Here is a 22,944-nt window from a genome sequence, read left to right as displayed (position 1 = left end):
TCCAGGCTGAGCGGGTAAAAACCAAATTTTGAAGGGGTATTATCCCGCCGCCTGCAGGCCGCGCCAGGTTAGCCACAGACGGGTATCAAACTCCAGTTGATGGTACTGGGGTTCCATATAGCAGCACAGTTGATAGAAGGCCTTGTTGTGCTCTTTTTCTCTCAGGTGGGCCAGTTCATGAACCACAATCATCCGCAGGAAAGGCTCCGGCGCGTTGCGAAACAGGGTGGCGACGCGAATTTCCGCTTTGGCTTTCAGCTTTCCGCCCTGAACCCGGGAAATGGCGCTATGTAGCCCCAGCGCATGTTTCATGACGTGGATTTTATTGTCATACATCACCCGGCTGATGGGCGGCGCGCTGCGCAGGTAGCGGTTCTTGATCTGCTGGACGTAGTCCCAAAGCGCTTTATCGCTGGCGACATCATGATGTTGCGGATAGCGCGCTTGCAGCATGGCGCCCAGTTTGCCCCGATCGAGCAGGGTACTCACCTGCGCCAGTAGCGACTCAGGGTAGCCCTGCAGGTAAGTGAGCTTCGTCATGCTGTCTCCGCTATCGTTATGTGCCGCGTTTCCCGCAAGCGCCGGGTTTTCAGATATACTCTGGCGTTTTGTTTAGGGTGTGGATTTTATCATCCGGAGGGGTCGATGAGCCAGGTGGAACTGGGGGGACAGCAACTGACGTTGCAGCGTCTTCCCGCAACTGATGATGCTTCGCCGCTACAGGCGTGGGAAGCGGCGGATGAATATCTGCTACAGCAGGCAGGGGAGCCGGGCACAGGCCCGCTGTTAATTTTTAATGATGCCTTCGGTGCGCTGGCCTGTGCGCTGGCACAGCACCATCCCGTCTGCGTCAGCGACTCCTTTATGACTCAACAGGCAACGCGCCAGAACTTGCGGCTGAACGGCCTGGATGAATCGACGGTGACGCTGCAGGATAGCCTGGCGCCGCTGCCCCAGGCGCCGTCGCTGGTGGTTATCAAGGTGCCTAAACAACTGGCGCTGCTGGAACACCAGCTACGTGCCCTGCGGGCCGTGGTGACGCCGGAAACCCGGATCATTGCCGCCGCTAAAACGCGCGATATCCATAATTCCACCCTGGCGCTGTTTGAGCGCATCCTGGGGCCGACCAGCACTTCGCTTGCATGGAAAAAGGCGCGCCTGATTCACTGCGCCTGGAGCGCGCCAGCGCTTGATGAAGCGCCACTGACCCACACCTGGGCGCTGGATGGCACGCCCTGGCAGATTCACAACCACGCCAACGTTTTTGCCCGTTCCGGGCTGGATGTCGGCGCCCGTTTCTTTTTGCAGCATCTGCCAGAAAATCAGGAAGGGGAGATGGTGGATCTGGGCTGCGGTAATGGGATTATCGGTATGCAGCTACTGGCGCAGAACCCCAATGCGACGGTCACGTTTGTGGATGAGTCTTATATGGCCGTGGCTTCCGCCGAACTTAACGTTCAGCACAACCTGCCAGAGGCGCGGACCCGCAGCCGCTTTGTGGTCAATAACGCGCTGGCGGGCGGTGAGCCGGAAAGCCTGGACGCGGTGATTTGCAACCCGCCGTTTCATCAGCAGCACGCCATTACCGACTATATCGCCTGGCAGATGTTTCAGGATGCCAGGCGCTGCCTGAAATTCGGCGGCGAGCTGCGCATTGTCGGCAACCGTCACCTTGACTATCACCGCAAGCTGAAAAAGCTGTTTGGTAACTGCGCCGTCGTTGCCAGCAACAAAAAATTTGTGATTCTGCGCGCCGTGAAGCAGCGTAAAAGCAAGGCGCGTTAAATCGTCATCCCCAGTCGGGTGCCCTGTTCGATGGCCCGACGCGCGTCCAGCTCGCGGGCCTCATCACAACCGCCAATCAGATGCACCGGTCGGGGATCCCCGGCCAGTGCCTGCGCCAGGCTACGTTCCGGCTCCTGACCGGCGCAGACAACCACATTATCCACCGCCAGCGTGCGCAGTCCCTGCGGGGTATCAATGTGCAGCCCCGCGTCATCAACTCCCAGATAGGCCACGCCGGACAGCATCTCCACGCCGCAGGTTTTCAGCGTCAGTCGGTGGATCCAGCCGGTGGTTTTACCAAGTTTTGCGCCCGGCTGACCGGGGGAGCGCTGGAGCATCACAATCTGGCGCGGGCTGGGGTGTGGCCGGGCGCCTGCCGGCAGCAGGCCGCCAGGATGATGGAGATCGGTGTCGATCCCCCATTCGCTGCAAAAGGCGGGAATGCTTTGCGGAGTCGCACTCTGACTGAGCCAGAGCGCGGTATCCACGCCAATACCGCCGCAGCCGATAATCGCCACCCGCTTGCCTACCGGTTTTTTATCGCGCAGCACCTCCAGATAGCTGAGCACCTTCTGGTGCCCGATGCCGGGAATATCGGGCGTTCTGGGGCGGATGCCGCAGGCCAGTACGATCTCATCGAAGCCCTTAAGATCTTCAGGATCTGCGCGCTGGCCCAGACACAGCCGAATATCCAGATGATGGAGGCGGTTGTGGAAATAGCGCAGCGTTTCGTTGAATTCCGACTTACCCGGAATCTGGCGGGCGAGAGTAAATTGACCGCCGGGCTCCATCGCTGCGTCGAACAGCGTCACCCGATGGCCGCGCTGAGCGGCATTGATAGCAAAAGCCAGCCCGGCCGGACCTGCGCCCACCACGGCCAGATTTTTGATGGTAGCCAGCGGCGCGGGTGTCAGCAGAGTTTCGTGGCAGGCGACCGGGTTGACCAGGCAGGAGCTCACCTGACCTGCGAACACCTGATCCAGGCAGGCCTGATTACAGCCGATACAGGTGTTAATATCCGCCTCCTGCCCGGCCTGTGCCTTGCTGATCAGAGCCGGATCCGCCAGGAAGGGACGCGCCATGGAGATCATATCGGCGTCACCGGCGGCAAGGATCGCCTCGGCCACGCCGGGATCGTTAATGCGGTTGGTGGCGATGGTGGGCAGGTTCACCTGTTCTTTCAGGCGACGGGTCGCCCAGGCAAAGGCACCGCGCGGCACCGAGGCGGCAATGGTGGGGATACGTGCTTCATGCCAGCCGATGCCGCTGTTAATGAGCGTGATACCTGCGGCTTCCAGGCGGCGGGCCAGCGTCAGGGACTCTTCAAAGGTACTGCCGCCTTCCACCAGATCCAGCAGCGACAGGCGCCAGATAATAATAAAATCATCCCCTACGCTGGCGCGTACCGCACGCACCACTTCCGTGGCGAAGCGCATCCGACGTTCGGCGTCACCGCCCCACTCATCGCTACGCTGATTGGTACGGGCTGCCAGGAACTGATTAATCAGATAGCCCTCTGAGCCCATAATTTCCACGCCGTCGTAGCCCGCTTCCCTGGCTAGCATGGCGCAGCGGGCGAAGTCGTCAATAAGCTGGCGAATTTCCCGGGGTGTCAGGGCGTGGGGGGTAAAGCGGTTGATGGGGGCGCGCAGGGCAGAAGGCGCCACCGGATGAGGCTGATAGCTGTAGCGCCCGGTATGCAGAATCTGCAACGCGATGCGCCCATCGTGCTGGTGAACGGCCCGAGTGATGGTCCTGTGGGGGGGCAGTTGGCTACTGGCGTTGAGAAGCGCGCCGCCTGGCATTGTGACGCCGCTGGGGTCGGGGGCGATACCGCCGGTTACAATCAGCCCCACGCCGTGGCGCGCCCGTTCGGCATAGAAAGCGGCAAGGCGTTCGGCGCCGTCCGGGCGCTCTTCCAGCCCGGTGTGCATTGAACCCATCAAAACCCGGTTCTTTAATGTGATAAAGCCCAAATCCAGCGGCGTGAACAGTGTGGGATAGCGCATAATTGATTCCGGTGCGAACAATTTATGTGGTCGGATGAGTTAAGGATAATCCGCCGTTGGCGATCGAGCCTGTTGGTGATGAAGGATTGTGACGGAATTCACGCAGGGCGCATGCTGTAAGGGGTGAACACCATATCGACGCTTAAAATACGCGAATATTTCATTCTTTGTCCGAGAAAACAAATGTAATTATTTGTCTGTAAGTAATCTTATTTGGTAAGTCTTATCTTATTACGGGATCATGGGGTGCTTTCCTGTGTTTGTTATTTCATGAGTTTATTCCTATATTCATTTTCGCCGACAGGCGTTGTCCTGGTGTAAATAGATATGATGGATGTGACCCATGGTAAATGGATGTAAGCCCAATACGAATATCAATGAAATCGATCGGGCTCTGGGCGAGTTGAATCTGGCGATTAAAAATCACTATGAGTGGGCCGGAAAGCTGCTGCGCCTGGAGCTGCTGGGCGGTGAACCTGATGACGATCTGATCCATATTGAGTCCCACAAGCGCTGCCATTTTAGTTACTGGCTGGCTGCGCAGGCGGAAATGGACGATTTACAGGTTGAACTTATTAGTGAAATTAATCGATGGCACGAGATTGTCCATCACCAGGCGCGCTTGTTAATTAATGCGATTATTGCCTCGACGGTGACGAGTGAACTGCTGGATGATTATTTAAAGGCTCAGCAGGAATTTATTCAGGCGATCGATAGCTATAAGGTCTATTTATTTTCATTAAGAAATTTGCACGACACCCTAACGGGATTACCGCTGCGTCAGATGTTATACAGCGACTTCGCCCTACGTCGCCAGCGCTGTCGGCGTGAGGATAAACAGCTGTGGCTGCTGATGATGGATATCGACCGTTTTAAGCGCATTAATGATACCTGGGGCCATAATGCCGGTGATGAGGTACTGCGCAGCGTGGCGCTGACTCTGAAGGCGGGAACCCGCCGCAAAGAGGGCATTTATCGCTTTGGCGGTGAGGAGTTTGTGATGCTGCTGGAAGCCGATAACGAGCGGGAAGCGGCCCGGGCCGGTGCCCGTATCTGTCGCTATCTGGAGCAGCGCCCCATTAAGCGCAATGGCGAAGAAATTCAGGTGACGGTCACCGGCGGCCTGACGCCGATTCTGGAAGATGAAAGCCTGCACGAAGCCATTGGCCGCGCCGATAAGGCGATGTATTTCGGCAAAACCGCCGGCCGCAATCGCTGTATTGTGACCGGCCCGAAAGGCGAGTTCATCAATGTGAGCTAGCCGGGGTTACTCAAGCTGGGCTATCTCCTGCGCCGCCCGGTCAATCACAGCGACGATGCGCTTTAGTCGCGCTTCGTCGCACTCACCCTGATTGACCTGCAGATCGAGCACCGCCTTAAAATTTTCCAGCGCCCGCTTCATCTGCGGGTTTTTGCGCAACTGATGGCCCACGGCCCGCGCTTTCAGACGCTGGTGGATATGGGTCAGATGTTCCCGATTCTCTGCAAGCCAGGTTTCTCCCTCAGGGGTAATGGCAATTCGCTTACGGCCGCCTTCCTCTTCGCTGATGCTGATGAACTGCTGCTGGGCCAGCAGATCGAGAGTGGGATAAATAACCCCCGGGCTTGGCGCATAGTGGCCGCCGGTCAGCCCTTCAATGGCTTTAATTAGCTCGTAACCATGGCTGGCGCCGTGGGTCAGGATGTCGAGGATGACCAGGCGCAGTTCGCCGTGGCCGAAGAAGCGCGGGCGCTTGCCGTGTCGGCCTCCGCGCCCGTGACGGGAGGCTTCATGGCTCAGTTCACTGGCAACGGAGCCCCAGGGATTATCGCTGTCTCGCATGATGTGATGTCCTGTTTTATAGATATATCTATTTATATCTAAATATAATCTATATGCAATGAAGTATGCGGGATTTTATGTTAATTCTTTGATAATAAATAAATTAAATGTACTTCTCAACGAGAGTTCTGCCGTCTGAATGGCTATATCAAAAAAAGGTTGCATTTAACGCAATCAGGAATCATTATCACTTACACTGAAGTTTAGATATATCTAATGGATGCGGGCGCCAGTGAGCATGCCTGCACAAGAGTCCTTTTACGGTTGAAGAGAGAAACGATGGCTGAACAGAAAAACGAGAATCTTCCGCGTCGGGTACGTAACGAACTACGGTTCCGCGCCCTGACGGTACTGCGTAGTGAAACCATCGCCCCGGGTTTCCGGCGCGTGGTGGTGGGTGGCCCGGAGCTGGAAGGCTTTGTCTCACAAGGGTTTGATGATCATATCAAACTCTTTTTCCCCACCGATCCCGCCACCTTTACCGCGCCCCAGGCCACGGATGAAGGGATTATCTGGAGCAGCGATGAACGCCCGCCGTCGCGCGACTACACCCCGCTGTATGACGTGCAGCGCCACGAACTGGCGCTCGATTTCTTTATTCACGACGGCGGCGTCGCCAGCGACTGGGCGCAACGAGTGCAACCGGGCGATACGCTGTTCGCCGGCGGCCCGCGCGGTTCGCTGATTGTTCCCGAAAACTACGGCTGGCAGCTTTATGTCTGTGATGAAACCGGAATGCCGGCGCTGCGCCGCCGTCTGGAAGCGCTAAGCCGTCTGGCCAGCGGGGTAAAGGTGACGGCCATCGTTGCTATTCGCGATCCGGCCAGCAAAGCCTATCTGGCGCATCTGTCCGACTTTGATATTGAATGGGTCGCGGCCGACGATGAGCAGGCCATTGCTCGTCGCCTGGAAACTCTGGAGATACCTGCGGATGACTACTTCCTGTGGGTAACCGGGGAAGGCAAGGTCGTAAAGCGCCTGAGCAGCCGCTTCGAAACGCCGGAAGTTGACGCCCGGCGCCTGCGCGCCGTGGCGTACTGGCACGAGAAAGAGACCTGATACTCAGCAGCGCCGTCTGCGGGCGGCGCTGCTGGCAGTATTTTTTGCTATTCAGTATCGACTTTAAATCGGCAAACGGATTATAGGTTGCGGCGCCGACATCCTGCTGCGTATCTTCCCCCGCCACCACGCTGGTACCGTACTGGTCCGCTTCGGTGTACTTCGAATGTTCATGGTCATGGCAGTACAGATACAATCATTCCCAGTTGCTGCCATCTTCCGGGTTGTTGGTATGGTAGTGATCGATATGGTGAACCGTGAGTTCGCGCAGGTTGGAATAGACAAACTCCCGCGCGCAGCGTCCGCATCCTCACGGATAGATTTTTAGTGCTTTCTCGCGATAGCCGCTTTCCAGCCGCGCGTAGTTTTTGGGGATCAGTGCCATTTGTCGGGGTTATCCGTTATCTGCAGATAATTTTACGATAGTGCCTCTAATCTATCGTTAATGGAACAGAAAGAGAACGGGGATAAGCTCAGCGTACTGATTTTAGCCGTCATTATCAGCGTCAGGCAGGCATGACTCACTGCCAGGGGAAAGTTGCGCTGATGATCATTAGGGGCGGAACCGTAGAAATTTCCGTAGCCCGTATCAGGCAAAACCAAGAGTGTGCCGGAAGCCACCAGGCATTGCTGCTAAGCTGATCTGAGGATAAACAAAACTATATTTAAGCTTTAAACCTGTCCAGTATGAGCGTATTGTGGTGCTATATCCATTTAAATTGTGTGTGTTTGATGTTTAAATTCAACGATCAGAGGAACTAGTTATGGATATTAGCAAGCTGCTTCTGGATTTTAGAATAACATCACATTGCAATCTCGGATGTGATCTGTGTTTTCGTAACCCTGGTATCAAAGATTCTTCTCTCTCCAGTGCCCTTAATGTTATTAACCGTATGTATAGAATGGGTTTCCGCCGTATAGGTTTTACTGGTGGTGAACCGACATCCAGAGCAGATTATATTAATCTGATTGAATATGCGAAACAGATGGGGTTTATGACCTATCTCTCCACAGTTGGACACCGCTTCATAATGGATCACGAGAGGTTAAATCAGGTTCTGGATTGGGTAGGAATGCCAATTGATGGTATTGACAGGCATGTAAACACAGATATTCGTAGTGATAAAATGAGTAACCAGCACAGAGTTATCAAAAATATACTAACATGGCTTCCGGATAATAATAACCGTATTAATATAAAACTCACTACAGTGGTTTCTCAATCAAATGCTAATCTGCTGAGCGATATTGTTAGTTGGGTTGAAAATCTTCCCTATAAGATCCATGCGTGGCGGTTTTATCAATTCTGCCCACTAGGGTTGGGAAAGAAAAAAGAGATAAATTAGAAATTAATACAGATGTGTTTATATCTAAAATGGATATGCTGAAAAAACAACATCCCGGCATGCCCATCAGCTGGGCAACCTTCGAAGAAAGGGACAAAGCCAATGTTGTTATGGAGCCAAATTGTGACATCATTATTCCTGATGGTGAAAACTATACTCTGTTGGGTAATATGTTAACAGACGCACCTGACAAAATTGTAAAAGCCATTTTTGGAAATAATGAAATCATGAGAAAATGTGAAAACAATAGGTTCTGGCTGGAGGAACGGGAGTTCATCTCATGAGATATAACTATCTTTATATGGATCCATGGTCGGCAGATAAAAAAGAGTGTTATGAGGTACGACCTCCTCTTTATATATGCCTTTCCGGAAACTCAGGGGTAGGTAAAAGTACCCTCCTAAAACGATTGTCTTCACGTTTGTTTAAGGAAGATTCGTATACTGTCGCTATAGATGAAAAAAGTGTTCATCATTCTCTTTTGCCTTATTTATTCGATGGCACAAGCAATTATGGTTATCTTATTCAGCTCAACTTTATGATACAGCGTGCACTTATTATTAAATCCTGGCTGGATAAAGGGTTTAATCTGATAATGGAACGTTCTCATCTTGAAGATTATATTTTTATAAACTTCATGTTCAAAGCTGAATATATTAGCAAAATGCAGTATGATACTTACACTAACCTTTGGAAAAGAATCAACGAATTGCTAACCGAACCTGATGTTATAGTTTTTATAGATTACCCTGTAGATCATTCACTCGCCCATCTCCATGATGACGAAATGCATGGTATCCGACCTCAGGAATTTCCTGATGAGGATATGAAACTTAAATGGATAAAAGGTTGGTATTCGGAATACCGGCATTTTGTTGATAACCTTCCGGAACATCTTCGTCAACGGGTGATGATTTGCCATCATCCTGATGAGATTGATACCTTTTCTGATATGATATTTCAGAAAGCAATGTTATTAAGGAGATAAAATGCGCCAGAGAATGATCGTGTGCCCTGTTATACAAAATGACGGTGAGTTTCTGCTCTGTAAAATGGCTTCTGATCGTGGCGTTTTCCCTGGACAGTGGGCTCTACCTGGTGGAGGAATGGAACCCGGGGAGACGATGGAAACATCCCTCAGACGCGAAATTATGGAAGAGTTAGGTGATAAACTGCTTATCACCGATATTAAGCCGTGGGCTTTTCGTGACGACATCCGTACTAAAACGTATCCAGATGGTACAACCGAAGATATTTATATGATTTATCTTATTTTCGATTGTGTTAGTGCTAATCGAGATATTACATTTAACGAAGAATTTCAGGAGATTATATGGGTGTCTCCTGAAACTATAAAAAGCATGGATTTAAATGAAGCAACCAGGGTCACTTTTACCCAAAAAGGGATCATTTAATTTAATGGGTTATCCCCGGTTTTAAGGCCGGGGATAATATTTGTTTGATAATGATGCATCATCTTGATACGGGAAAGTGTCTGGTAAACACTCGACCGTGCGACTGAAAATAACTCAGCGAGATCGCTGATTGAGTACCACCCGGCTTGATGTATCCGGCACAGATCTTTCTGTTATTTATCAGACAGTTTTGGTTATTTACCCAACGTTTCCCCTTTGCATGCGAAATTGCCATACCCTCCCGGGTACGAAGGCGTATCAGATAGCCCTTGAATTCAGCAAAGGTCGTAGCTTCTATCCCGACGGATGACTACTTCCTGTGGGTAACCGGGGAAGGTAAAGCCGTGAAGCGCCTGAGCAGCCGCTTCGAGACGCCGGAGTTTGACGCCCGGCGCCTGCGCGCCGTGGAGTACTGGCACGAGAAAGAAGTCTGATAACAAACCGCGCTGCTGGCCGTCGGCGCGGTTCAGGTTTCCAGGCTGTCCGCCAGGCGCTGCCAGCAGAACGGCTCCAGTGATGCATAGTCCAGTTGAGCATGGGCCATCGCCTCCACCAGCGCTAACTGTATGGCGGCGCTGGCCATGCTCATCTCGCCGGTCATACCGCCATCCTGCAGCATTTTCACCACTTCCTGCATTTCTGCGGCCCGGCGACGGCCGTGTTCGGCAACCCGGCTAATCAGATAATCCGGCAGGGTATCGTTCCAGCCCAAAGATGGAAAACTGGCATGTAGCGAGGCTAACACCTCTTGTTCCACGCCATATTTTCGTGCCCCGCGCAGGCATTCGGTGGTCAGCGCTTCCAGCCCTTTGATCATGACGCTGCGGCACATCTTAATGGCAGAAACCTTACCCACCGCTTCACCACCGTAGCGGATATTCAGCCCCATACCCTTTAGCCGCTCGCACAGTGCATCCGCGCCCTGGCCCCCCGCCAGCATGGGGGTAGCCAGCAGCGACGGCGGTACCGGTGCCATTACGGCAACATCGATATAGGTGGCGTGCTGAAAAGCCAGGGCGGCGCTGCGTTTGGTGTTGGGGGCGACTGAGTTAAGATCGAGAAAGCATTGACCGTGGCTCAGCAGCGACGCAGCTTCCTGTGCGACCTCCAGTGCCGCATCGGCGGTAACGGTTGAGAAGATAAGTTCTGCATCTGATAGCGCTTGCGCCAAAGAATCCGCAGCCTGAACGCCGGCCCGCCGGGCTCTGGCCTGCATGACCGTACGCTGTTCGCCTGTCAGTTTGCAGTCCCAGATGCTGATGCGATGCCGGGCAGCCAGCTCTTCAGCCAGAATCCCGCCCGCTTCGCCGAAACCAATAAAGGCTATCCGTGTCATAAAACCTCCTTCACGGGCCAGAGCGCGCCCGGAATGGCGACATAACCGGCAAACAGCAGCCGGGCGCTGCGCGGCAGGGCGCAGCCTGCCAGTTCGCCCTGTTGGTTGCGGCGTATCACTACGCTGAACTCTCCGCTGGGGTGCTCTACGCTGATGTGCTGGTCGCCTTCGGTTGGGATATCCCCCCGATATAACCCCTGGGCTACGGAGCCAGGCACCAGGCAGGCGCTGGCAATACTTACGGCGCCAAAAACGCCTACGGAAGCATGGCAACGATGGGGGATAAAGGTACGGCTACAGATTGTGCCGCCGTGGGTCGGCTCAGCCAGTAGCGTCATTTTTGGCACGCTGCGTTCAGCGACGTCACCAAGCCCCATGCGTGGCCCCGCCTGCAAACGAATGGACTCCAGCCGTTGCTTTAGCTCTTCATCGGCGTCCAGTTCGCTGCGGCTTTCATAGCCGGTACGTCCGAGATCCGCCGCTCGTACCAGAACCACCGGCATTCCGTTATCAATACAGGTTACCGCCACGTCATCGAAGCGATCGCTGGCATTGCTGGTGGGCAGCAGGGCACCGCAGCTTGAACCGGCGACGTCCGGAAAGTCGAGCAGGATCTCGCTGGCGCTGCCGGGAACGCCGTCGATGTGGAGACTGCCTGCGTACTCGACCTCATCACCGCGACAGGGCACGCTGGCAACGGCGGTCTGACCGGTATTTTCCATATAGATGCGCACCCGGGTTAAGGGGGGCGTTGTTGGCAGCAGGCCACACTCAATGGCGAAAGGGGCGACGGCGGCCAGAATATTGCCGCAGTTCTGACCGTAGTCGACGACAGCCCGATCGACGCTCACCTGCGCAAACAGATAGTCGACATCGGCATCCGCTCTGGCGGAGCGGCGAATAATGGCAACCTTGCTGGTCAGCGGATCGGCGCCGCCGATGCCGTCTATCTGGCGAGGATCCGGTGAACCCATAGCCGCCAGCAGTACCCGATCGCGCAGCGTTGGATCATCCGGGAGATCGTCTGCCAGAAAGCAGGCGGCCTTCGAGGTGCCGCCCCGCATCAGCAGACAAGGAATTTTACGCTGCGCCATCGTCATCCTCCGCCTGCTGCGGCGTGTCGTAATAACTCAGCCCCTTTTCCGCCAGCCGGGGGCGCATATTGTAAATATCCAGCCCCAGTTCACCGTTGCGCATCCGTTCGCGCTTCATGGTTTCGTTCTCTTCCCGTGCCAGTGCCCGGCGAAGTACCTCTGCCTGTTCGGCGTGAGGGACCACGGCCACGCCATCGTCGTCGGCAACAATGATATCCCCGGGGGTGACCAACTGACCGCCGCAGACGATGGGGACGTTAACCGAACCCAGGGTTTCTTTTACGGTCCCCTGGGCAAAGACGGTACGCGACCAGACGGCAAAGCCCATTTCACGCAGGGTCTGAGAGTCGCGAATGCCAATGTCGCCCACCAGGCCAATAACGCCGCGAGCCTGAAGTGAGGTGGCGAGCAGGTCGCCGAAGAAGCCATCGCCGCAGGGTGAAGTCGGGGAGACCACCAGAATATCGCCGGGGCGGCACTGTTCCACCGCCACGTGGAACATCCAGTTGTCTCCGGGGGCGACCAGTACGGTCACCGCGTTACCGGCCACGGCCTTTCCCTGTTGAACAGGGCGAATGGCATGGTGCATCAGCCCCTGGCGCTGCCAGGCTTCGTGAACCGTGGCGACCCCCAGTCCGGCAAACTGCTTTAGAGTGGCGGGTTCACTGCGCGGAAGGGTACGGATCACCACCCCTTTTTTGTTAATCAGGCTCATGACAGATTCTCCGTGACGCGTGGAAAGATGCTCTGGAGCCCCTCGGCATGGGTAATGTTGCGGGCTTCGGTAATACCGATATTGCGTTTGGCCTGTACGCCACGCTGCAGCGCCACCCGGGTGTAATACTCCCAGAGGTGCTCCTGGCCCTGCATACACTGGATCGCCTGATATTTTTTATCCCAGACGCTGGTGATATCCAGCAGTACGTCCGGTTTCCAGTTGCACTGTTCAGGCTGATGAGGTTCGAAGCAGTAGACAGGCGGCGCTGCCACCACTTTTTCGCCGGGCCGATAGCCTTCGGCCTGGGCGATGATGCGTGCCTCCTGGGCGAGATTAGATGCCAGGGGATGATCGTAGTTGTAGGGATCCTGCATTGAATGGGTCAGAACAAAATGGGGCTGGATACGGCGATAGACATCCGCCAGCCGGAACAGGTTCTCTTTATCGGCCCGCAGCGGATAGTCTCCCATATCGAAAAACTCAATGTCGGCGCCGAGGATTTCAGCGGCGGCCTGGGCTTCTTCCCGGCGTTTCGCTTTCACCTTCTCTTCGGTCATTTCCCCCAGTCGCCACAACTTTGCCGACTCGCCGCGTTCGCCAAATGACAGACAGACGATATGTACCTGGTAACCCTGGCTGGCATGTAGCGCAATAGCGCCGCCGGCACGCCAGACAAAGTCCGCTGAATGGGCGCTGACCACCAGCGCGCTTTTTTGAGTAATCGAATGGCTCATGGCTGAAACTCCCTCTGTGATTTGATGAAAAGCTTGTCATTGGGAGCTGGGGCGTGGGTAATCATTTTATTTGCGCCGGTTATGATTTTTATTTATGTTCGTGAAAAATGCACGCCGGGTTCTGGAGAGCAGTGTGGAATCGTTTCTTGATTTTAATATCATAAATATCATGCAGATACGTGCATTCTGCCAGGTGGTGAAATGGGGTTCTGTCTCTCGGGCAGCTAATGATTTATTTCGTACCCAGTCGGCAGTGACCCGTGCCATTCGCGATCTGGAGCAGAGCATGGAAGTGACGCTGTTCGAACGTCATTTCAGCGGTATGATCCTGACCGATTATGGTCGGGCTATTCTGCCCCGCGCCCGGCGTGCTATTGAAGAGTTACAGGCCATTCCGGCCATACTGGAACGGCTGAAGCCCGCGGCAAGCCCGGGACGGGAATATGTGGAGCCGGTATGGTTGTTTAACGCCCGGCGTCTGCAAATTTTCCTGATGCTGTGGAGCGTAAATCATACCCAGAGCGTGGCCAGGCTACTGAACATTACCCAACCCGCGGTCAGCGCTGCGCTGAAGATGCTGGAAAAAGGCAGCGGCTTTACGCTATTTCGCCGCACCCCGGAAGGGGTGATGCCCACGCCAGCCGCGCAGGCTATCTATCCGGGCATTAGCCGGGCCCTGAATGAACTGCGGCTTATCGCGGCCGATATCTCGGCCCGACGCGGTATTCTGGAAGGCGAGGTAAGAATCGGCGCGTTACCCCTGAGCCGCACCCGCCTGTTGCCCGGCGCCGTCAGTCAGTTTTTGCGTGACTATCCGACCATTCGGGTGATGACCAATGAGAGCCCCTTCGATGCGCTGGTATCGGAGATGCGTGCCGGGAATATCGATTTTATTATCGGCGCTCTGCGCGACTGTGAAGGAACCGATCTTAGCGTTGAACCGCTGTTTGAAGAGGAGATGCTGGTCCTGGCACGTGTCGGTCACCCTTTGCAGCACCAGCCTGTTACTCCTGAAGCTCTGACCCGGGCCCGGTGGGTGTTGCCAAGGGCGATGACGCCAGCTCGCCAATTACTGGAAGCGGCTTTCCGGGAGATGGGATTACCAGCGCCGCAGCCCAGAGTGGAGACTGGCGATTTGGCCATGGTACGCGGTCTGCTGCTGGATTCCGATATGCTGGCGGCGGTGTCAGCCAGTCAGCTGGCCGTAGAGATTGAAAGCGGCGTACTGGCGCCGCTACCGCTGACGCTTTCCGGTACTCGTCGCGCGATTGGTCTGACATTCCGGATCGGAGCATTGCCATCTCCTGCTGCGGCAGCGCTGCTGGAAGCTATTCGTCAGGTGGCCCATTCACAGTGAAAATAAATCATTAATAAATTTTCTGGATATTCCCGAATCTTATCAGGTGTATTTTGGGGAAATTCTCATAAATGAATTAAATAATCACGTAATTTCAGTGCGTTGTGTTTGTTTTGTTATTTTTATGTTTTTTCTGGTTTGCCGGTTAACTCATTATTTTCTAAAGTTTTGTTTATATTTCTACTGTCTGAATAGTTATTTTTATGGATTGGTTTCTTATTATTTGTGCAGCAGAAATAGTCGTCTGGTTGTTTATTTTTAATAGCCACTGAATCAGTGTGGGATATTTCATGTGGATGTGCTGAAGGAATCCGCGCTGGTTATTGTTGGCCTTTTTATTAATTATCTCAAAGAGAGACATATTATGACTGATAACGTGCTGTGGTCTGGAAAAGTGGATGCTAAGGCAGAGCAGGGCGTCAATACCGGTAAGACGCTGAAGGCGGGCGATATTATCACCATTACTGCCAGTGGTTGGATCAAGCTTGGTAAGGAAGACTATACCCTGGCGGCGCCTCAGGGCGCGATTCCCCGCGATGGTAGCCTGACCGCGTCTAAACATGTGGTACTGAAGGCGAAAATTGGTTCAACCGAACAGCCGGTTGGCAATAGCCTGTATCGCTGGACCGTGCCGACGGATGGCGAGCTGGTGCTGGTCGTGGTTGACGGCGCAGGGAAATATACCGATAACAGCGGCAGCTTCGATGCAGTGGTTTATCAGGAAGTCAGTAATGCCAAAAAAGGTGAGTGGAAAGGCCGGGTTGATGCGACCAACAGCAACTGGACCAAAACCGGTGTGACCGTAAATAAAGGCGATAAAATTTCGGTTGCCGCGTCGGGTATTGCGCAATATGACCGCAATGGACGCAGCTTTGGCCCTGATGGCGACAGCCAGCATCCCTCCGCGCAGCAGCGGGATCCCAACTTCGTCTGCCCGGATGCTATCGCGGGAACGTTGATTATTCAGGTCGGCAGCCAGAGTTACGGCATCGGCAGCGGTGAGTTCGACTGGCCGGCGCCTGAAAGCGGTGAAATTGCCTTTATCTTTAACGATATTAATCCGGCCACCGAATATCAGAACAACACTGGCGGCTATGACGTTAAATTAATTGTGAAAGGCTAATTTTCCGCTGTGGTATGCGGATCATCGCGATCCGCATACCTTCTTCTGTTACTTATCCCCGGCTACGGAATAGAGTACCTGCTGGTTGCGGGTCTTCTGAAATTCTTCCAGCGACTGCCCACGCATGGCGGCGTAGATGTGCAGATTCGAAACGCCAACCACCGCCCCCAGTTTCTCCAGCAGGAAAAAACTGGCACCGTAGTGAATCAGCCCGCGCCAGTCGAGGCGATTCAGAAGCTCCTGCTCCTGCGGCGATAGCTGTGCTTCATGATACAGAGCATGAGGCTCTTTCTGAAAACGGTCGCGCCATGCCGGATCGGTAAGCTGGTGCAGGAAGCTATTCAGGCGAATGGCATTGAGACTGCGCTGTTGAGTAAAGGGCATGGTGCCTTCCAGCTTCTCCACCCCGGCCAACTGGCGGGCCATCTGTTCGCGATGGCGGCTTAGCGTATCTACTGGCGGCGTGCGGGCCTGGTTTTCCAGAATCAGGGTGGCGATACCGGTCATGGAAGGCAGATAGTAGTCACGCCATTTTTCGCTAACGTTGGCGGAAAGCGCACCGCGCATAATCAGCCACATGATCACCTCAGATCCTTCCATTCCGCCCAGTTCGGCATATTCCGCGATAGTCATTTCAGCCAGTTTTTCGGGATCGTTGACCAGCAGATCCATAAACTGCGCGTCCCATTCGGGATTGTTAAAGCCGCAGCGTTCGCCGTGTACCTGATGCGACAGTCCACCGGTGGCGACGACGGCCACACTGATATCTTCGGGATAACTTTCAATGGCCCGGCGCAGCGCCTGGCCCAGCTTATAGCAGCGACGGGCGCTGGGAATGGGAAACTGCAGTACGCCTACCTGGAGCGGAATCACCTTTGTCGGCCAGCCCTGTTCCCAGGGCATCAGGGCCGACAATGGCGAAAACAGGCCGTGGTCGAGCTTCTTATTCATAAAAAAGGACATATCAAATTCGTCGCTCATCAGGCTGGTGCCGATATGTCTTGAGAGTGCCGGATCGCCCTGTACGGGCGGTAGATGACGCGGCCCGCCGCCTTCATCCGCCACGCCATATTCGCTGTCGATACCCAGCGAAAAGGCGGAGTAGTGATCGAAGAAGAACGAAGTGACATGGTCGTTAAAGATGTAGACCAGCGCGTCTGGTTTTTTCTCGTCAAGCCAGCGCTGCATGGGCTCGAAGCTTTTAAAAATCGGAGCCCAGGCCGCCTCTTCCTGCTTGTTGTGATCGACAGCGAAGCCGATCGTCGGCGTGTGGGATACGGCGATTCCGCCAATGATTCGGGCCATAGTCTTACTCCAGTTATCGGTGATTAATGTGTTGCGAAAGGGCGCAAGCGCCTGTCATAGCGGCGGGGCTGGCATTACCGGAGGAGGGGCGCATACGGTGCAGTAAAATAGCGAGTGCCGCCAGCAGCGCCGGAATCGCCAGTACGCTAAAGATGGCGCCCTGACCCGGTGCCAGCGCCAGAATGACGCCTCCCAGCGATGAACTGAGAATGGCGCCGCTGCGGCCAATGCCATGCATCCAGCTAACTCCGGTGGCGCGTATTTCCGTCTGATAAAAAGCCGGTGAATAGGCTTGCAGACCGTTCTGGGCGCCGTTAATACACATGCCGCTTATAAAAATCAGCGCTGACAGCATCACGGCGCCGAAATCCATCAATCCCTGAGTGAACAGGCACAGGCAGCCCAGCAGGTAAGTGGCCGCAATCACTGAGCGGGCCTGCATTTTATCCATCAACAGGCCGACGATGATTCCACCCAGCGGGCCGCCGAGCTGGAACAGTCCGGTAATCATGGCTGCCTGCTGAAGCGAAAGTCCGCCAGAGCGCAGAATTGTGGGCAGCCAGCCGTTGAGCAGGTAAATAACGAACAGCCCCATAAAGTAGGTCAGCCATAGGGCCAGGGTGCCACGGGCGTAGCCATCCCGGAACAGCCCGGAAACTTTACTGCCGCTCTTCAGAAGAGGGGCCTCCAGCCGGAAGCGGGTCTGCGGCGTAAAAGCGCCGCCCATACGATTCAGGGTTGCGGCAATTCGCGCCCCGGAAATGTTGCGCGCCACCATGCTCATGGCGGATTCCGGAAGGCGCCACAACAGAATGGGTAGCAGCACCAGCGGCACTGCGCCGCCGAAAATCAGCGCCGAATGCCAGCTATAGTGGGAAAGGAGCCAGGCGGCAATAAAGCCACCCAGCCCGGAACCCACGTTAAAGCCGCTGTACATCAGGGTAATCATCAGCCCGCGGCGGCGGGCGGGCATATATTCGGCTACCAGAGTGACGCAGTTGGGCATGACTGCCCCAAGCCCCAGTCCGGTCAGAAAACGTAGCAGCGCCAGTTGGGTCGGGTTTTGGGCTGCGGCACAGGCCAGGCTGAAGAGGGCGAACAGCAGCACACAGCCCAGCAGTACTCGCTTACGGCCAAAACGATCGGAAAGTGGGCCAGCGACCAGAGCGCCGATAGCCACGCCGAACATGGCGGCGCCGAGAATGGGGCCCAGGGCAGCACGCGACAGGCCCCAGTCCTCAATCAGGGCCGGAGCGACAAAGCCCATCACCGCGGCGTCGTAGCCATCCAGGGTAATAATCAGAAAACAGAGCGCCACGACGCCCCACTGAAAGGGAGCGATAGGGCGACTGTCTATCCAGGCCTTCACATCGACAGGAATGTTATGACTCATAGGGTATGCATCCTTAAGCGGAAGTCTGATGTTGTGCTGGTTCCAACTTAAGGCAGCCGGAGGCGCGGTGTCCGGCAAAAAACATTTTTACCCCTATGAGTTATTTTTAATCTGTGAAGCAAATAACAAAGCGTTGTGGAAATATTTAGGCTCTAAGGGCGGGTAAGTAAGGAGATGTTATGCATTCAGGATGGTGGGGGTATGCATCTTGTTTATGGCAGGTGAAGCCTGCCATAAACACGCGGTTAACTGACAACCAGGACGTACCAAAGCCAGGAAAAAGGCATTACCAGGAACAGTCCGGGCAGCATATTGGCGACCGGGAACAGCTTGATATTACAAATACGCAGGCCGGTAGCGACCATGATCAATCCCCCGGCACAGGAGAAGTCTGCCATCATATCCGGCGTGGTCATGGGCATAATATAGTTAGCCAACATCGCTAACGCGACCTGAATGACAACCAGCGGAATACCGACGGTCGCGACTGAATAGCCGAGCATGGTGGCGAAGATCGCGGCGGTAAACAGGTCCAGTACGGTTTTGATATACAGGATAGATGGATCGCCGGTCATACCTTCATGCATCGCACCGAAGATGCCGGTACCGCTGGCGCAGAACAAGACCAGAATCGCGACAAATTTCTCGGTGAACTCTTCATGACTGAGGCCCTGAACGGGGGGCAGGAATTTATTGACCAGGCCGCGGGTCATCCCGGCTGCCTTACCAATACCTTTTTCGACATAAAATAGCTCGCCGATCACGGCACCAATGACCATGGCCAGCACCACTGCTGGCATAAATTTTACCTTGATGACCAGATTGATCCCAAGACCAACTGAGCAAAGCCCAAAGGTCATCGGCAGCGCGGCTTTTACGCGATCCGGCAGCTTATTGCCTGCCATAGCGCCGATCAAACCGCCGATAATGACCGCGGCACCGTTAACATAAGGTCCGATTAACATTGTTGATTACCTGTTATCGGGTGCCTTCGGCACCCTTGTTATGTTTAGTGGTGGAGGGCGCCTTCGCCCCAGCGGGGAATGTCGTTTTCAAGCCCGAACAGATCGAGGGCGCGAGCGACGCTGTGAGTGACAATCTCATCCGCGCTTTGCGGACGTTGGTAAAGCGCTGGAACCGGTGGGAAGACGATCCCACCCATTTCGGTGACCTGCTGCATATTGCGCAGATGCCCCAGGTTAAGCGGCGTCTCACGAGCCAGAAGTACAAGACGACGCCGCTCTTTGAGCACAACATCCGCCGCACGGGTCAGCAGGTTATCGGTCAGACAGTGAGCGACGGCGCCCAGCGTGCGCATGGAACAGGGCGCTATCAGCATCCCCAGGGTTTTAAAGGAACCGCTGGAGATAGCAGCTCCCAGATTTCCGATGGCGTGAACGACATCAGCCATCTCCATGATCTGTTTCAGGTTGTAGTCCGTCTCTAACTGGCAGGTGCGCTCTGCCCCTTTAGAGATCACCAGATGTACTTCCAGCTCCCGATTGCCCAGCAGTTCAAGCGCTTTAACGCCGTACTGAAAGCCTGACGCGCCGCTGATACCGACGATGATACGTTGCTTGCTCATGATTCCTCCCGTTATTCGAAGTCAGGCAGGAAGCGTTTCACATCCACCTCTTTGAATTTTGAACGCTCGAAGTGCTCTTTTAGATGGAAAGGCACGGTGCAGTCGAAGATGGTCTTACAGGACATCCCCTGTTGCAGAATGCTCGGGCTGTATTTCGGGTCCTGAGAAGGGTCCAGCGGATGGCAGCGTACACCGGGAATGAAAACGGTATCGACGTCGCCCTGGTAGCGGGTTTGCATCGCCCACATAACGTCGTCACTGTCGAAGATGTCCACATCTTCATCTACCAGAATGACGTGTTTGAGTTCCGGGAACGCCGAGAAGGCGAGCAATGCAGCCTGACGCTGCCGTCCTTCATCCACTGGCGCTGATTTTTTGAACTGCATAACGGCCAGAAGCTTGCCGCCGCCCGCAGTATGGGCAAAGACATTTAGCAGTTTGCCTGGCATGGCACGTTCTACCATATCCAGAATACTCGCCTCAGTGGGAATTCCGGCCATGTTCACGTGTTCTTCGCCCGGCCCTACCGTGGTACGCCAGATAGGATTACGGCGGGTGGTGACCGCTTTAACTTTAATGACCGGAATCGCAGCTTTTGCTTCGCCGGTATAACCCGGGAATTCCGGCATGGCACGCCCGGTATCGGTATTCTGGTCCTCACGAACCCTTACGTCCGGCAGTAGTTCACCTTCGATCACGATTTCTGCGTGGGCAATGGCTTTTTCATTAATGGTTTTGCACTGCACCATCTCTACCGGATGTCCACGTAGGGCACCGGCGATGCTCAGCTCGTTAAAGCCCAGCGGTGTGGTCGGCGGCTCAAAACATGCGGCGACTTCAATGGCGGGATCCACACCAATACTGATGGAGATAGGCAGTGGTTTACCGGCGGCTTCGGCTTTCATACGGAAAGCATCGATATGGCGGCCAGGGGTCAGCCACATGGAAAGCTCGTCGCGGCTCTGTACGCACAGGCGGTGAATCGTAACGTCGGATTCGTGGGTATCAGGATCGGAGGCGTAACACAGACCCATGGTGATGTAAGGGCCTGCATCCTCTTCGGTATTGGTCGGCGCTGGCAGCAGTTTGCGCAAATCGAAGTCGTCGTCGCTCGCCAGGTGAACGACTTCCTGACATACCGCTTTATCGGCGCTTACCTCGATGGGGGCAATGGCGTGCTCCACAGAGTCTTTAAGCAGAAAGCCCAGTTTTTCCGGTTCGCAGTTCAGGAACTGGCCCACGCGCTTACGGGAACCATTAAGGCCGATAGCGACACTGATATCCTTAAAGCCTTTAATTTTATTAAAGACCATCACCGGACCATTTTTGCGGGTTGGACGCTGGCAGGTACCGCCTGCGCCAACGTAACGATAAACGCCGGACAGTTCCGCATGGGGATCCACTTCTACATGAGTTTCAACATATTCTCCGGGCGTTCTTTTTAATAATTCTAACGCCGAACGTAAATCATGTACCCCACTGGGGTTTTTATTTTTAGAATCTTTCATTCTTTTTCTCCACTATATCGGGTCGCCCCGTCGGTGATTGAAAATATATTCCCGGGTCGTCATTTGAACAAATACCATTTAGGTTATAGCGATCAGATCAAAATGGTGTGAGTAAAGAACGGTGAATCTATGGCGATAACTTGTCAGAAATCGGTGTTTTTGCCATGTTAATTAACAGTAATGGCGTTTTTATTCTTTTTTCTTTTCATTATTTACGCAATTTATTAACAACTATTCGCACTTATTGTTTATATGCAGGAATCCTCTCCGATGTGAGATAATGCTAAAGGGCAAAAGGCGTTTGGGGCCGGGGCGGCGGACTTCAGGAGGAATTGTGGATCTGAAAAGGCTAAGGTATTTCTGTAAGGTGGTAGAACAGGGCTCTGTCAGCCAGGCCGCTCGCATGCTCAATATGGCGCAACCGCCGCTGAGTAAACGAATCCACGAACTGGAAGAAGAGCTCAATGTTCCTCTGTTTGTGCGCAATGGTAAACGCATCGAGCCTACCGATGCCGGATATTATTTATACCGTAAAGCCTGTGAGATATTACGTGAAGTCGAAGATACTACGCGTGAAACATTAAAAATTGCCCATCGAGAAAGTCGGTTATTAAGGATTGGCCTGACGCATCTTTTTCAGTCTTATTTCAGGCCATTGCTCCTGGAATTACATCGCCTTCATCCGGATGCCGAATTAAGTATTTCTGTTTCCGATTCCAGCAATCTGGAGTCTTATCTGAATGATGGCTTGATCGATATTGCTCTCATCCAGAAACCCTATAACAGTGACGGCTTCGATTACGTGGCTTTTGAGCCGGTACGACTGGTTGCGGTGGTCAGTAAGAAGCTCCTGTCAGAGCCGCCGGTACAGCCTTTCCCCTATCTGAAACTGGGAAAATTTCCCCTGATGCTGTTGCACCGCGCCCGGGATTCCGGCACCTATGAAACCCTGCTCGATCTGTTTCGCAAGGGGGGCGTCGATCCCCATGTGATTATGCATATCACACAACCCGGAGTGATTCTGGAATGGCTGGAAGATGGGCTGGCAGCCGCCACGCTGTTGCCCGTTTCTGAAGTGACTGACCGCCAGCTGAAGAACTGCCACGTGCTGGATATTTTCCCCTCTCCTCAGATCTTCTTTCCGGCGCTGGTTAAAACTACTGCTACGCCGTATATGAAAGAGCTGATGGAGATTATCGAAGCCGGTTATCCCTTTCCTGTCGCAAAGTAGCGTCGCCGACTATACTCATACCTTTCAGACATCGAAAAAATGCCTTATAGGTGTTTGTTTTAAAACAAAACGGGTTTTCCATATTGATGCGCTGTGCTACCAGCGGATGGTACTGTGGCAGGGC

Annotated in this window: 22 protein-coding genes and 3 pseudogenes; 11 read left to right on the top strand and 14 right to left on the bottom strand. The window is 54.1% G+C overall.

What is annotated here, in order from left to right; all coding sequences use genetic code 11:
* Nucleotides 1-39: 39 nt before the first annotated feature.
* Nucleotides 40-540 (bottom strand): M48 metallopeptidase family protein, encoded by a 501-nt coding sequence (locus FEM41_RS02470; RefSeq protein WP_138094114.1) that lies wholly within the window; start codon nt 538-540, stop codon nt 40-42.
* A gap of 105 nt (nt 541-645) precedes the next feature.
* Here FEM41_RS02470 and rlmG point away from each other — a divergent pair, with 105 nt between their 5' ends.
* Nucleotides 646-1,785, top strand: a complete 1,140-nt coding sequence (gene rlmG / locus FEM41_RS02465) for a 23S rRNA (guanine(1835)-N(2))-methyltransferase RlmG (protein ID WP_138094112.1) — start codon at nt 646-648, stop codon at nt 1,783-1,785.
* On the opposite strand, the gene FEM41_RS02460 is transcribed toward rlmG, so the two are convergent.
* Entirely contained in the window at nt 1,782-3,794 is a 2,013-nt protein-coding gene (locus tag FEM41_RS02460; protein ID WP_196240476.1) for an oxidoreductase, read from the bottom strand. The genes rlmG and FEM41_RS02460 overlap by 4 nt on opposite strands.
* A 343-nt stretch (nt 3,795-4,137) precedes the next feature.
* Here FEM41_RS02460 and FEM41_RS02455 point away from each other — a divergent pair, with 343 nt between their 5' ends.
* Nucleotides 4,138-5,055: a diguanylate cyclase gene (locus FEM41_RS02455; RefSeq protein WP_138094110.1), complete on the top strand. Its 918-nt coding sequence runs from the start codon at nt 4,138-4,140 to the stop codon at nt 5,053-5,055.
* Between the two features lie 6 nt (nt 5,056-5,061).
* Here FEM41_RS02455 and FEM41_RS02450 read toward each other — a convergent pair whose 3' ends face one another.
* A complete protein-coding gene (locus FEM41_RS02450; protein WP_138094107.1) occupies nt 5,062-5,616 on the bottom strand; it encodes a PadR family transcriptional regulator in 555 nt (184 codons plus the stop codon).
* Between the two features lie 279 nt (nt 5,617-5,895).
* Between FEM41_RS02450 and FEM41_RS02445 the strand changes: the two genes are divergently transcribed.
* Nucleotides 5,896-6,675, top strand: a complete 780-nt coding sequence (locus FEM41_RS02445; RefSeq protein ID WP_138094105.1) for a siderophore-interacting protein — start codon at nt 5,896-5,898, stop codon at nt 6,673-6,675.
* 40 nt (nt 6,676-6,715) lie between these two features.
* Here FEM41_RS02445 and FEM41_RS02440 read toward each other — a convergent pair.
* Nucleotides 6,716-7,060: pseudogene (locus FEM41_RS02440) on the bottom strand (YajD family HNH nuclease); the annotation flags it as partial.
* Between the two features lie 379 nt (nt 7,061-7,439).
* Here FEM41_RS02440 and FEM41_RS02435 point away from each other — a divergent pair.
* The 4 genes from FEM41_RS02435 to nudI are packed head-to-tail and all read left to right on the top strand — an operon-like array spanning nt 7,440 to nt 9,436.
* On the top strand, nt 7,440-8,021 hold the full coding sequence (locus FEM41_RS02435; protein WP_241666564.1) for a radical SAM protein: 582 nt from the start codon (nt 7,440-7,442) through the stop codon (nt 8,019-8,021).
* Nucleotides 7,964-8,305, top strand: a complete 342-nt coding sequence (locus FEM41_RS24810; protein ID WP_241666675.1) for a hypothetical protein — start codon at nt 7,964-7,966, stop codon at nt 8,303-8,305. The genes FEM41_RS02435 and FEM41_RS24810 overlap by 58 nt, the downstream gene beginning before the upstream one ends.
* Entirely contained in the window at nt 8,302-9,009 is a 708-nt protein-coding gene (locus tag FEM41_RS02430; RefSeq protein WP_138094103.1) for a deoxynucleoside kinase, read from the top strand. Before FEM41_RS24810 ends, FEM41_RS02430 begins: the two co-directional genes overlap by 4 nt.
* Nucleotide 9,010: 1 nt before the next feature.
* Nucleotides 9,011-9,436: a nucleoside triphosphatase NudI gene (gene nudI, locus FEM41_RS02425; RefSeq protein WP_138094101.1), complete on the top strand. Its 426-nt coding sequence runs from the start codon at nt 9,011-9,013 to the stop codon at nt 9,434-9,436.
* 62 nt (nt 9,437-9,498) lie between these two features.
* Here the strand turns inward: nudI and FEM41_RS02420 are convergent.
* Nucleotides 9,499-9,722, bottom strand: a pseudogene (locus FEM41_RS02420) (helix-turn-helix domain-containing protein); the annotation flags it as partial.
* Nucleotides 9,723-9,732: 10 nt separating this feature from the next.
* Here FEM41_RS02420 and FEM41_RS24475 point away from each other — a divergent pair.
* Nucleotides 9,733-9,870, top strand: a pseudogene (locus FEM41_RS24475) (SIP domain-containing protein); the annotation flags it as partial.
* Nucleotides 9,871-9,902: 32 nt separating this feature from the next.
* On the opposite strand, the gene FEM41_RS02415 reads toward FEM41_RS24475, so the two are convergent.
* The 4 genes from FEM41_RS02415 to galB are packed head-to-tail and all read right to left on the bottom strand — an operon-like array spanning nt 9,903 to nt 13,318.
* Nucleotides 9,903-10,772, bottom strand: a complete 870-nt coding sequence (locus FEM41_RS02415) for a DUF1932 domain-containing protein (RefSeq protein WP_138094099.1) — start codon at nt 10,770-10,772, stop codon at nt 9,903-9,905.
* Nucleotides 10,769-11,866 carry a 4-oxalomesaconate tautomerase gene (locus FEM41_RS02410; protein WP_138094097.1) on the bottom strand — a complete coding sequence of 366 codons (1,098 nt, stop codon included), beginning with the start codon at nt 11,864-11,866 and terminating at the stop codon, nt 10,769-10,771. The genes FEM41_RS02415 and FEM41_RS02410 overlap by 4 nt, the downstream gene beginning before the upstream one ends.
* A complete protein-coding gene (locus FEM41_RS02405; protein WP_138094095.1) occupies nt 11,853-12,581 on the bottom strand; it encodes a 4-carboxy-4-hydroxy-2-oxoadipate aldolase/oxaloacetate decarboxylase in 729 nt (242 codons plus the stop codon). The genes FEM41_RS02410 and FEM41_RS02405 overlap by 14 nt, the downstream gene beginning before the upstream one ends.
* Complete coding sequence (galB, locus tag FEM41_RS02400) at nt 12,578-13,318, bottom strand: 4-oxalmesaconate hydratase (protein WP_138094092.1); 741 nt, start codon at nt 13,316-13,318, stop codon at nt 12,578-12,580. The genes FEM41_RS02405 and galB overlap by 4 nt, the downstream gene beginning before the upstream one ends.
* 169 nt (nt 13,319-13,487) lie before the next feature.
* Between galB and FEM41_RS02395 the strand changes: the two genes are divergently transcribed.
* A complete protein-coding gene (locus tag FEM41_RS02395; RefSeq protein ID WP_138094090.1) occupies nt 13,488-14,675 on the top strand; it encodes a LysR family transcriptional regulator in 1,188 nt (395 codons plus the stop codon).
* 364 nt (nt 14,676-15,039) lie between these two features.
* Nucleotides 15,040-15,798: a LecA/PA-IL family lectin gene (locus FEM41_RS02390; RefSeq protein WP_138094088.1), complete on the top strand. Its 759-nt coding sequence runs from the start codon at nt 15,040-15,042 to the stop codon at nt 15,796-15,798.
* 48 nt (nt 15,799-15,846) lie between these two features.
* Here the strand turns inward: FEM41_RS02390 and FEM41_RS02385 are convergent, their stop codons facing one another.
* From FEM41_RS02385 to FEM41_RS02365, 5 genes are all read right to left on the bottom strand, one after another.
* The gene (locus FEM41_RS02385; protein WP_138094086.1) at nt 15,847-17,103 is read right to left on the bottom strand and encodes a gallate dioxygenase; all 1,257 of its coding nucleotides are present in this window, start codon (nt 17,101-17,103) and stop codon (nt 15,847-15,849) included.
* 13 nt (nt 17,104-17,116) lie between these two features.
* Nucleotides 17,117-18,496 (bottom strand): MFS transporter, encoded by a 1,380-nt coding sequence (locus FEM41_RS02380; RefSeq protein ID WP_138094084.1) that lies wholly within the window; start codon nt 18,494-18,496, stop codon nt 17,117-17,119.
* Nucleotides 18,497-18,741: 245 nt separating this feature from the next.
* Nucleotides 18,742-19,461 (bottom strand): DUF554 domain-containing protein, encoded by a 720-nt coding sequence (locus FEM41_RS02375; RefSeq protein WP_138094082.1) that lies wholly within the window; start codon nt 19,459-19,461, stop codon nt 18,742-18,744.
* Between the two features lie 44 nt (nt 19,462-19,505).
* Entirely contained in the window at nt 19,506-20,081 is a 576-nt protein-coding gene (locus FEM41_RS02370; RefSeq protein ID WP_138094080.1) for a UbiX family flavin prenyltransferase, read from the bottom strand.
* 11 nt (nt 20,082-20,092) lie between these two features.
* Nucleotides 20,093-21,589 carry a UbiD family decarboxylase gene (locus FEM41_RS02365; protein ID WP_138094079.1) on the bottom strand — a complete coding sequence of 499 codons (1,497 nt, stop codon included), beginning with the start codon at nt 21,587-21,589 and terminating at the stop codon, nt 20,093-20,095.
* 334 nt (nt 21,590-21,923) lie between these two features.
* Between FEM41_RS02365 and FEM41_RS02360 the strand changes: the two genes are divergently transcribed.
* Nucleotides 21,924-22,820: a LysR family transcriptional regulator gene (locus FEM41_RS02360; RefSeq protein ID WP_138094077.1), complete on the top strand. Its 897-nt coding sequence runs from the start codon at nt 21,924-21,926 to the stop codon at nt 22,818-22,820.
* Nucleotides 22,821-22,944: the final 124 nt, after the last annotated feature.

The sequence above is a fragment of the Jejubacter calystegiae genome, assembly GCF_005671395.1.
Classification (GTDB): Bacteria; Pseudomonadota; Gammaproteobacteria; order Enterobacterales; family Enterobacteriaceae; genus Jejubacter; species Jejubacter calystegiae.
Note: the sequence above shows the minus strand (reverse complement) of the source record. Positions and strands in the feature narration are given on the sequence as shown.

What these genes read in the sequence shown, in the direction of transcription:
- FEM41_RS02470 (WP_138094114.1), bottom strand. Translation starts at nt 540, where the DNA reads ATGACGAAGCTCACTTACCTGCAGGGCTACCCTGAGTCGCTACTGGCG.
- rlmG (WP_138094112.1), top strand. Translation starts at nt 646, where the DNA reads ATGAGCCAGGTGGAACTGGGGGGACAGCAACTGACGTTGCAGCGTCTT.
- FEM41_RS02460 (WP_196240476.1), bottom strand. Translation starts at nt 3,794, where the DNA reads ATGCGCTATCCCACACTGTTCACGCCGCTGGATTTGGGCTTTATCACA.
- FEM41_RS02455 (WP_138094110.1), top strand. Translation starts at nt 4,138, where the DNA reads ATGGTAAATGGATGTAAGCCCAATACGAATATCAATGAAATCGATCGG.
- FEM41_RS02450 (WP_138094107.1), bottom strand. Translation starts at nt 5,616, where the DNA reads ATGCGAGACAGCGATAATCCCTGGGGCTCCGTTGCCAGTGAACTGAGC.
- FEM41_RS02445 (WP_138094105.1), top strand. Translation starts at nt 5,896, where the DNA reads ATGGCTGAACAGAAAAACGAGAATCTTCCGCGTCGGGTACGTAACGAA.
- FEM41_RS02435 (WP_241666564.1), top strand. Translation starts at nt 7,440, where the DNA reads ATGGATATTAGCAAGCTGCTTCTGGATTTTAGAATAACATCACATTGC.
- FEM41_RS02430 (WP_138094103.1), top strand. Translation starts at nt 8,302, where the DNA reads ATGAGATATAACTATCTTTATATGGATCCATGGTCGGCAGATAAAAAA.
- nudI (WP_138094101.1), top strand. Translation starts at nt 9,011, where the DNA reads ATGCGCCAGAGAATGATCGTGTGCCCTGTTATACAAAATGACGGTGAG.
- FEM41_RS02415 (WP_138094099.1), bottom strand. Translation starts at nt 10,772, where the DNA reads ATGACACGGATAGCCTTTATTGGTTTCGGCGAAGCGGGCGGGATTCTG.
- FEM41_RS02410 (WP_138094097.1), bottom strand. Translation starts at nt 11,866, where the DNA reads ATGGCGCAGCGTAAAATTCCTTGTCTGCTGATGCGGGGCGGCACCTCG.
- FEM41_RS02405 (WP_138094095.1), bottom strand. Translation starts at nt 12,581, where the DNA reads ATGAGCCTGATTAACAAAAAAGGGGTGGTGATCCGTACCCTTCCGCGC.
- galB (WP_138094092.1), bottom strand. Translation starts at nt 13,318, where the DNA reads ATGAGCCATTCGATTACTCAAAAAAGCGCGCTGGTGGTCAGCGCCCAT.
- FEM41_RS02395 (WP_138094090.1), top strand. Translation starts at nt 13,488, where the DNA reads ATGCAGATACGTGCATTCTGCCAGGTGGTGAAATGGGGTTCTGTCTCT.
- FEM41_RS02390 (WP_138094088.1), top strand. Translation starts at nt 15,040, where the DNA reads ATGACTGATAACGTGCTGTGGTCTGGAAAAGTGGATGCTAAGGCAGAG.
- FEM41_RS02385 (WP_138094086.1), bottom strand. Translation starts at nt 17,103, where the DNA reads ATGGCCCGAATCATTGGCGGAATCGCCGTATCCCACACGCCGACGATC.
- FEM41_RS02380 (WP_138094084.1), bottom strand. Translation starts at nt 18,496, where the DNA reads ATGAGTCATAACATTCCTGTCGATGTGAAGGCCTGGATAGACAGTCGC.
- FEM41_RS02375 (WP_138094082.1), bottom strand. Translation starts at nt 19,461, where the DNA reads ATGTTAATCGGACCTTATGTTAACGGTGCCGCGGTCATTATCGGCGGT.
- FEM41_RS02370 (WP_138094080.1), bottom strand. Translation starts at nt 20,081, where the DNA reads ATGAGCAAGCAACGTATCATCGTCGGTATCAGCGGCGCGTCAGGCTTT.
- FEM41_RS02365 (WP_138094079.1), bottom strand. Translation starts at nt 21,589, where the DNA reads ATGAAAGATTCTAAAAATAAAAACCCCAGTGGGGTACATGATTTACGT.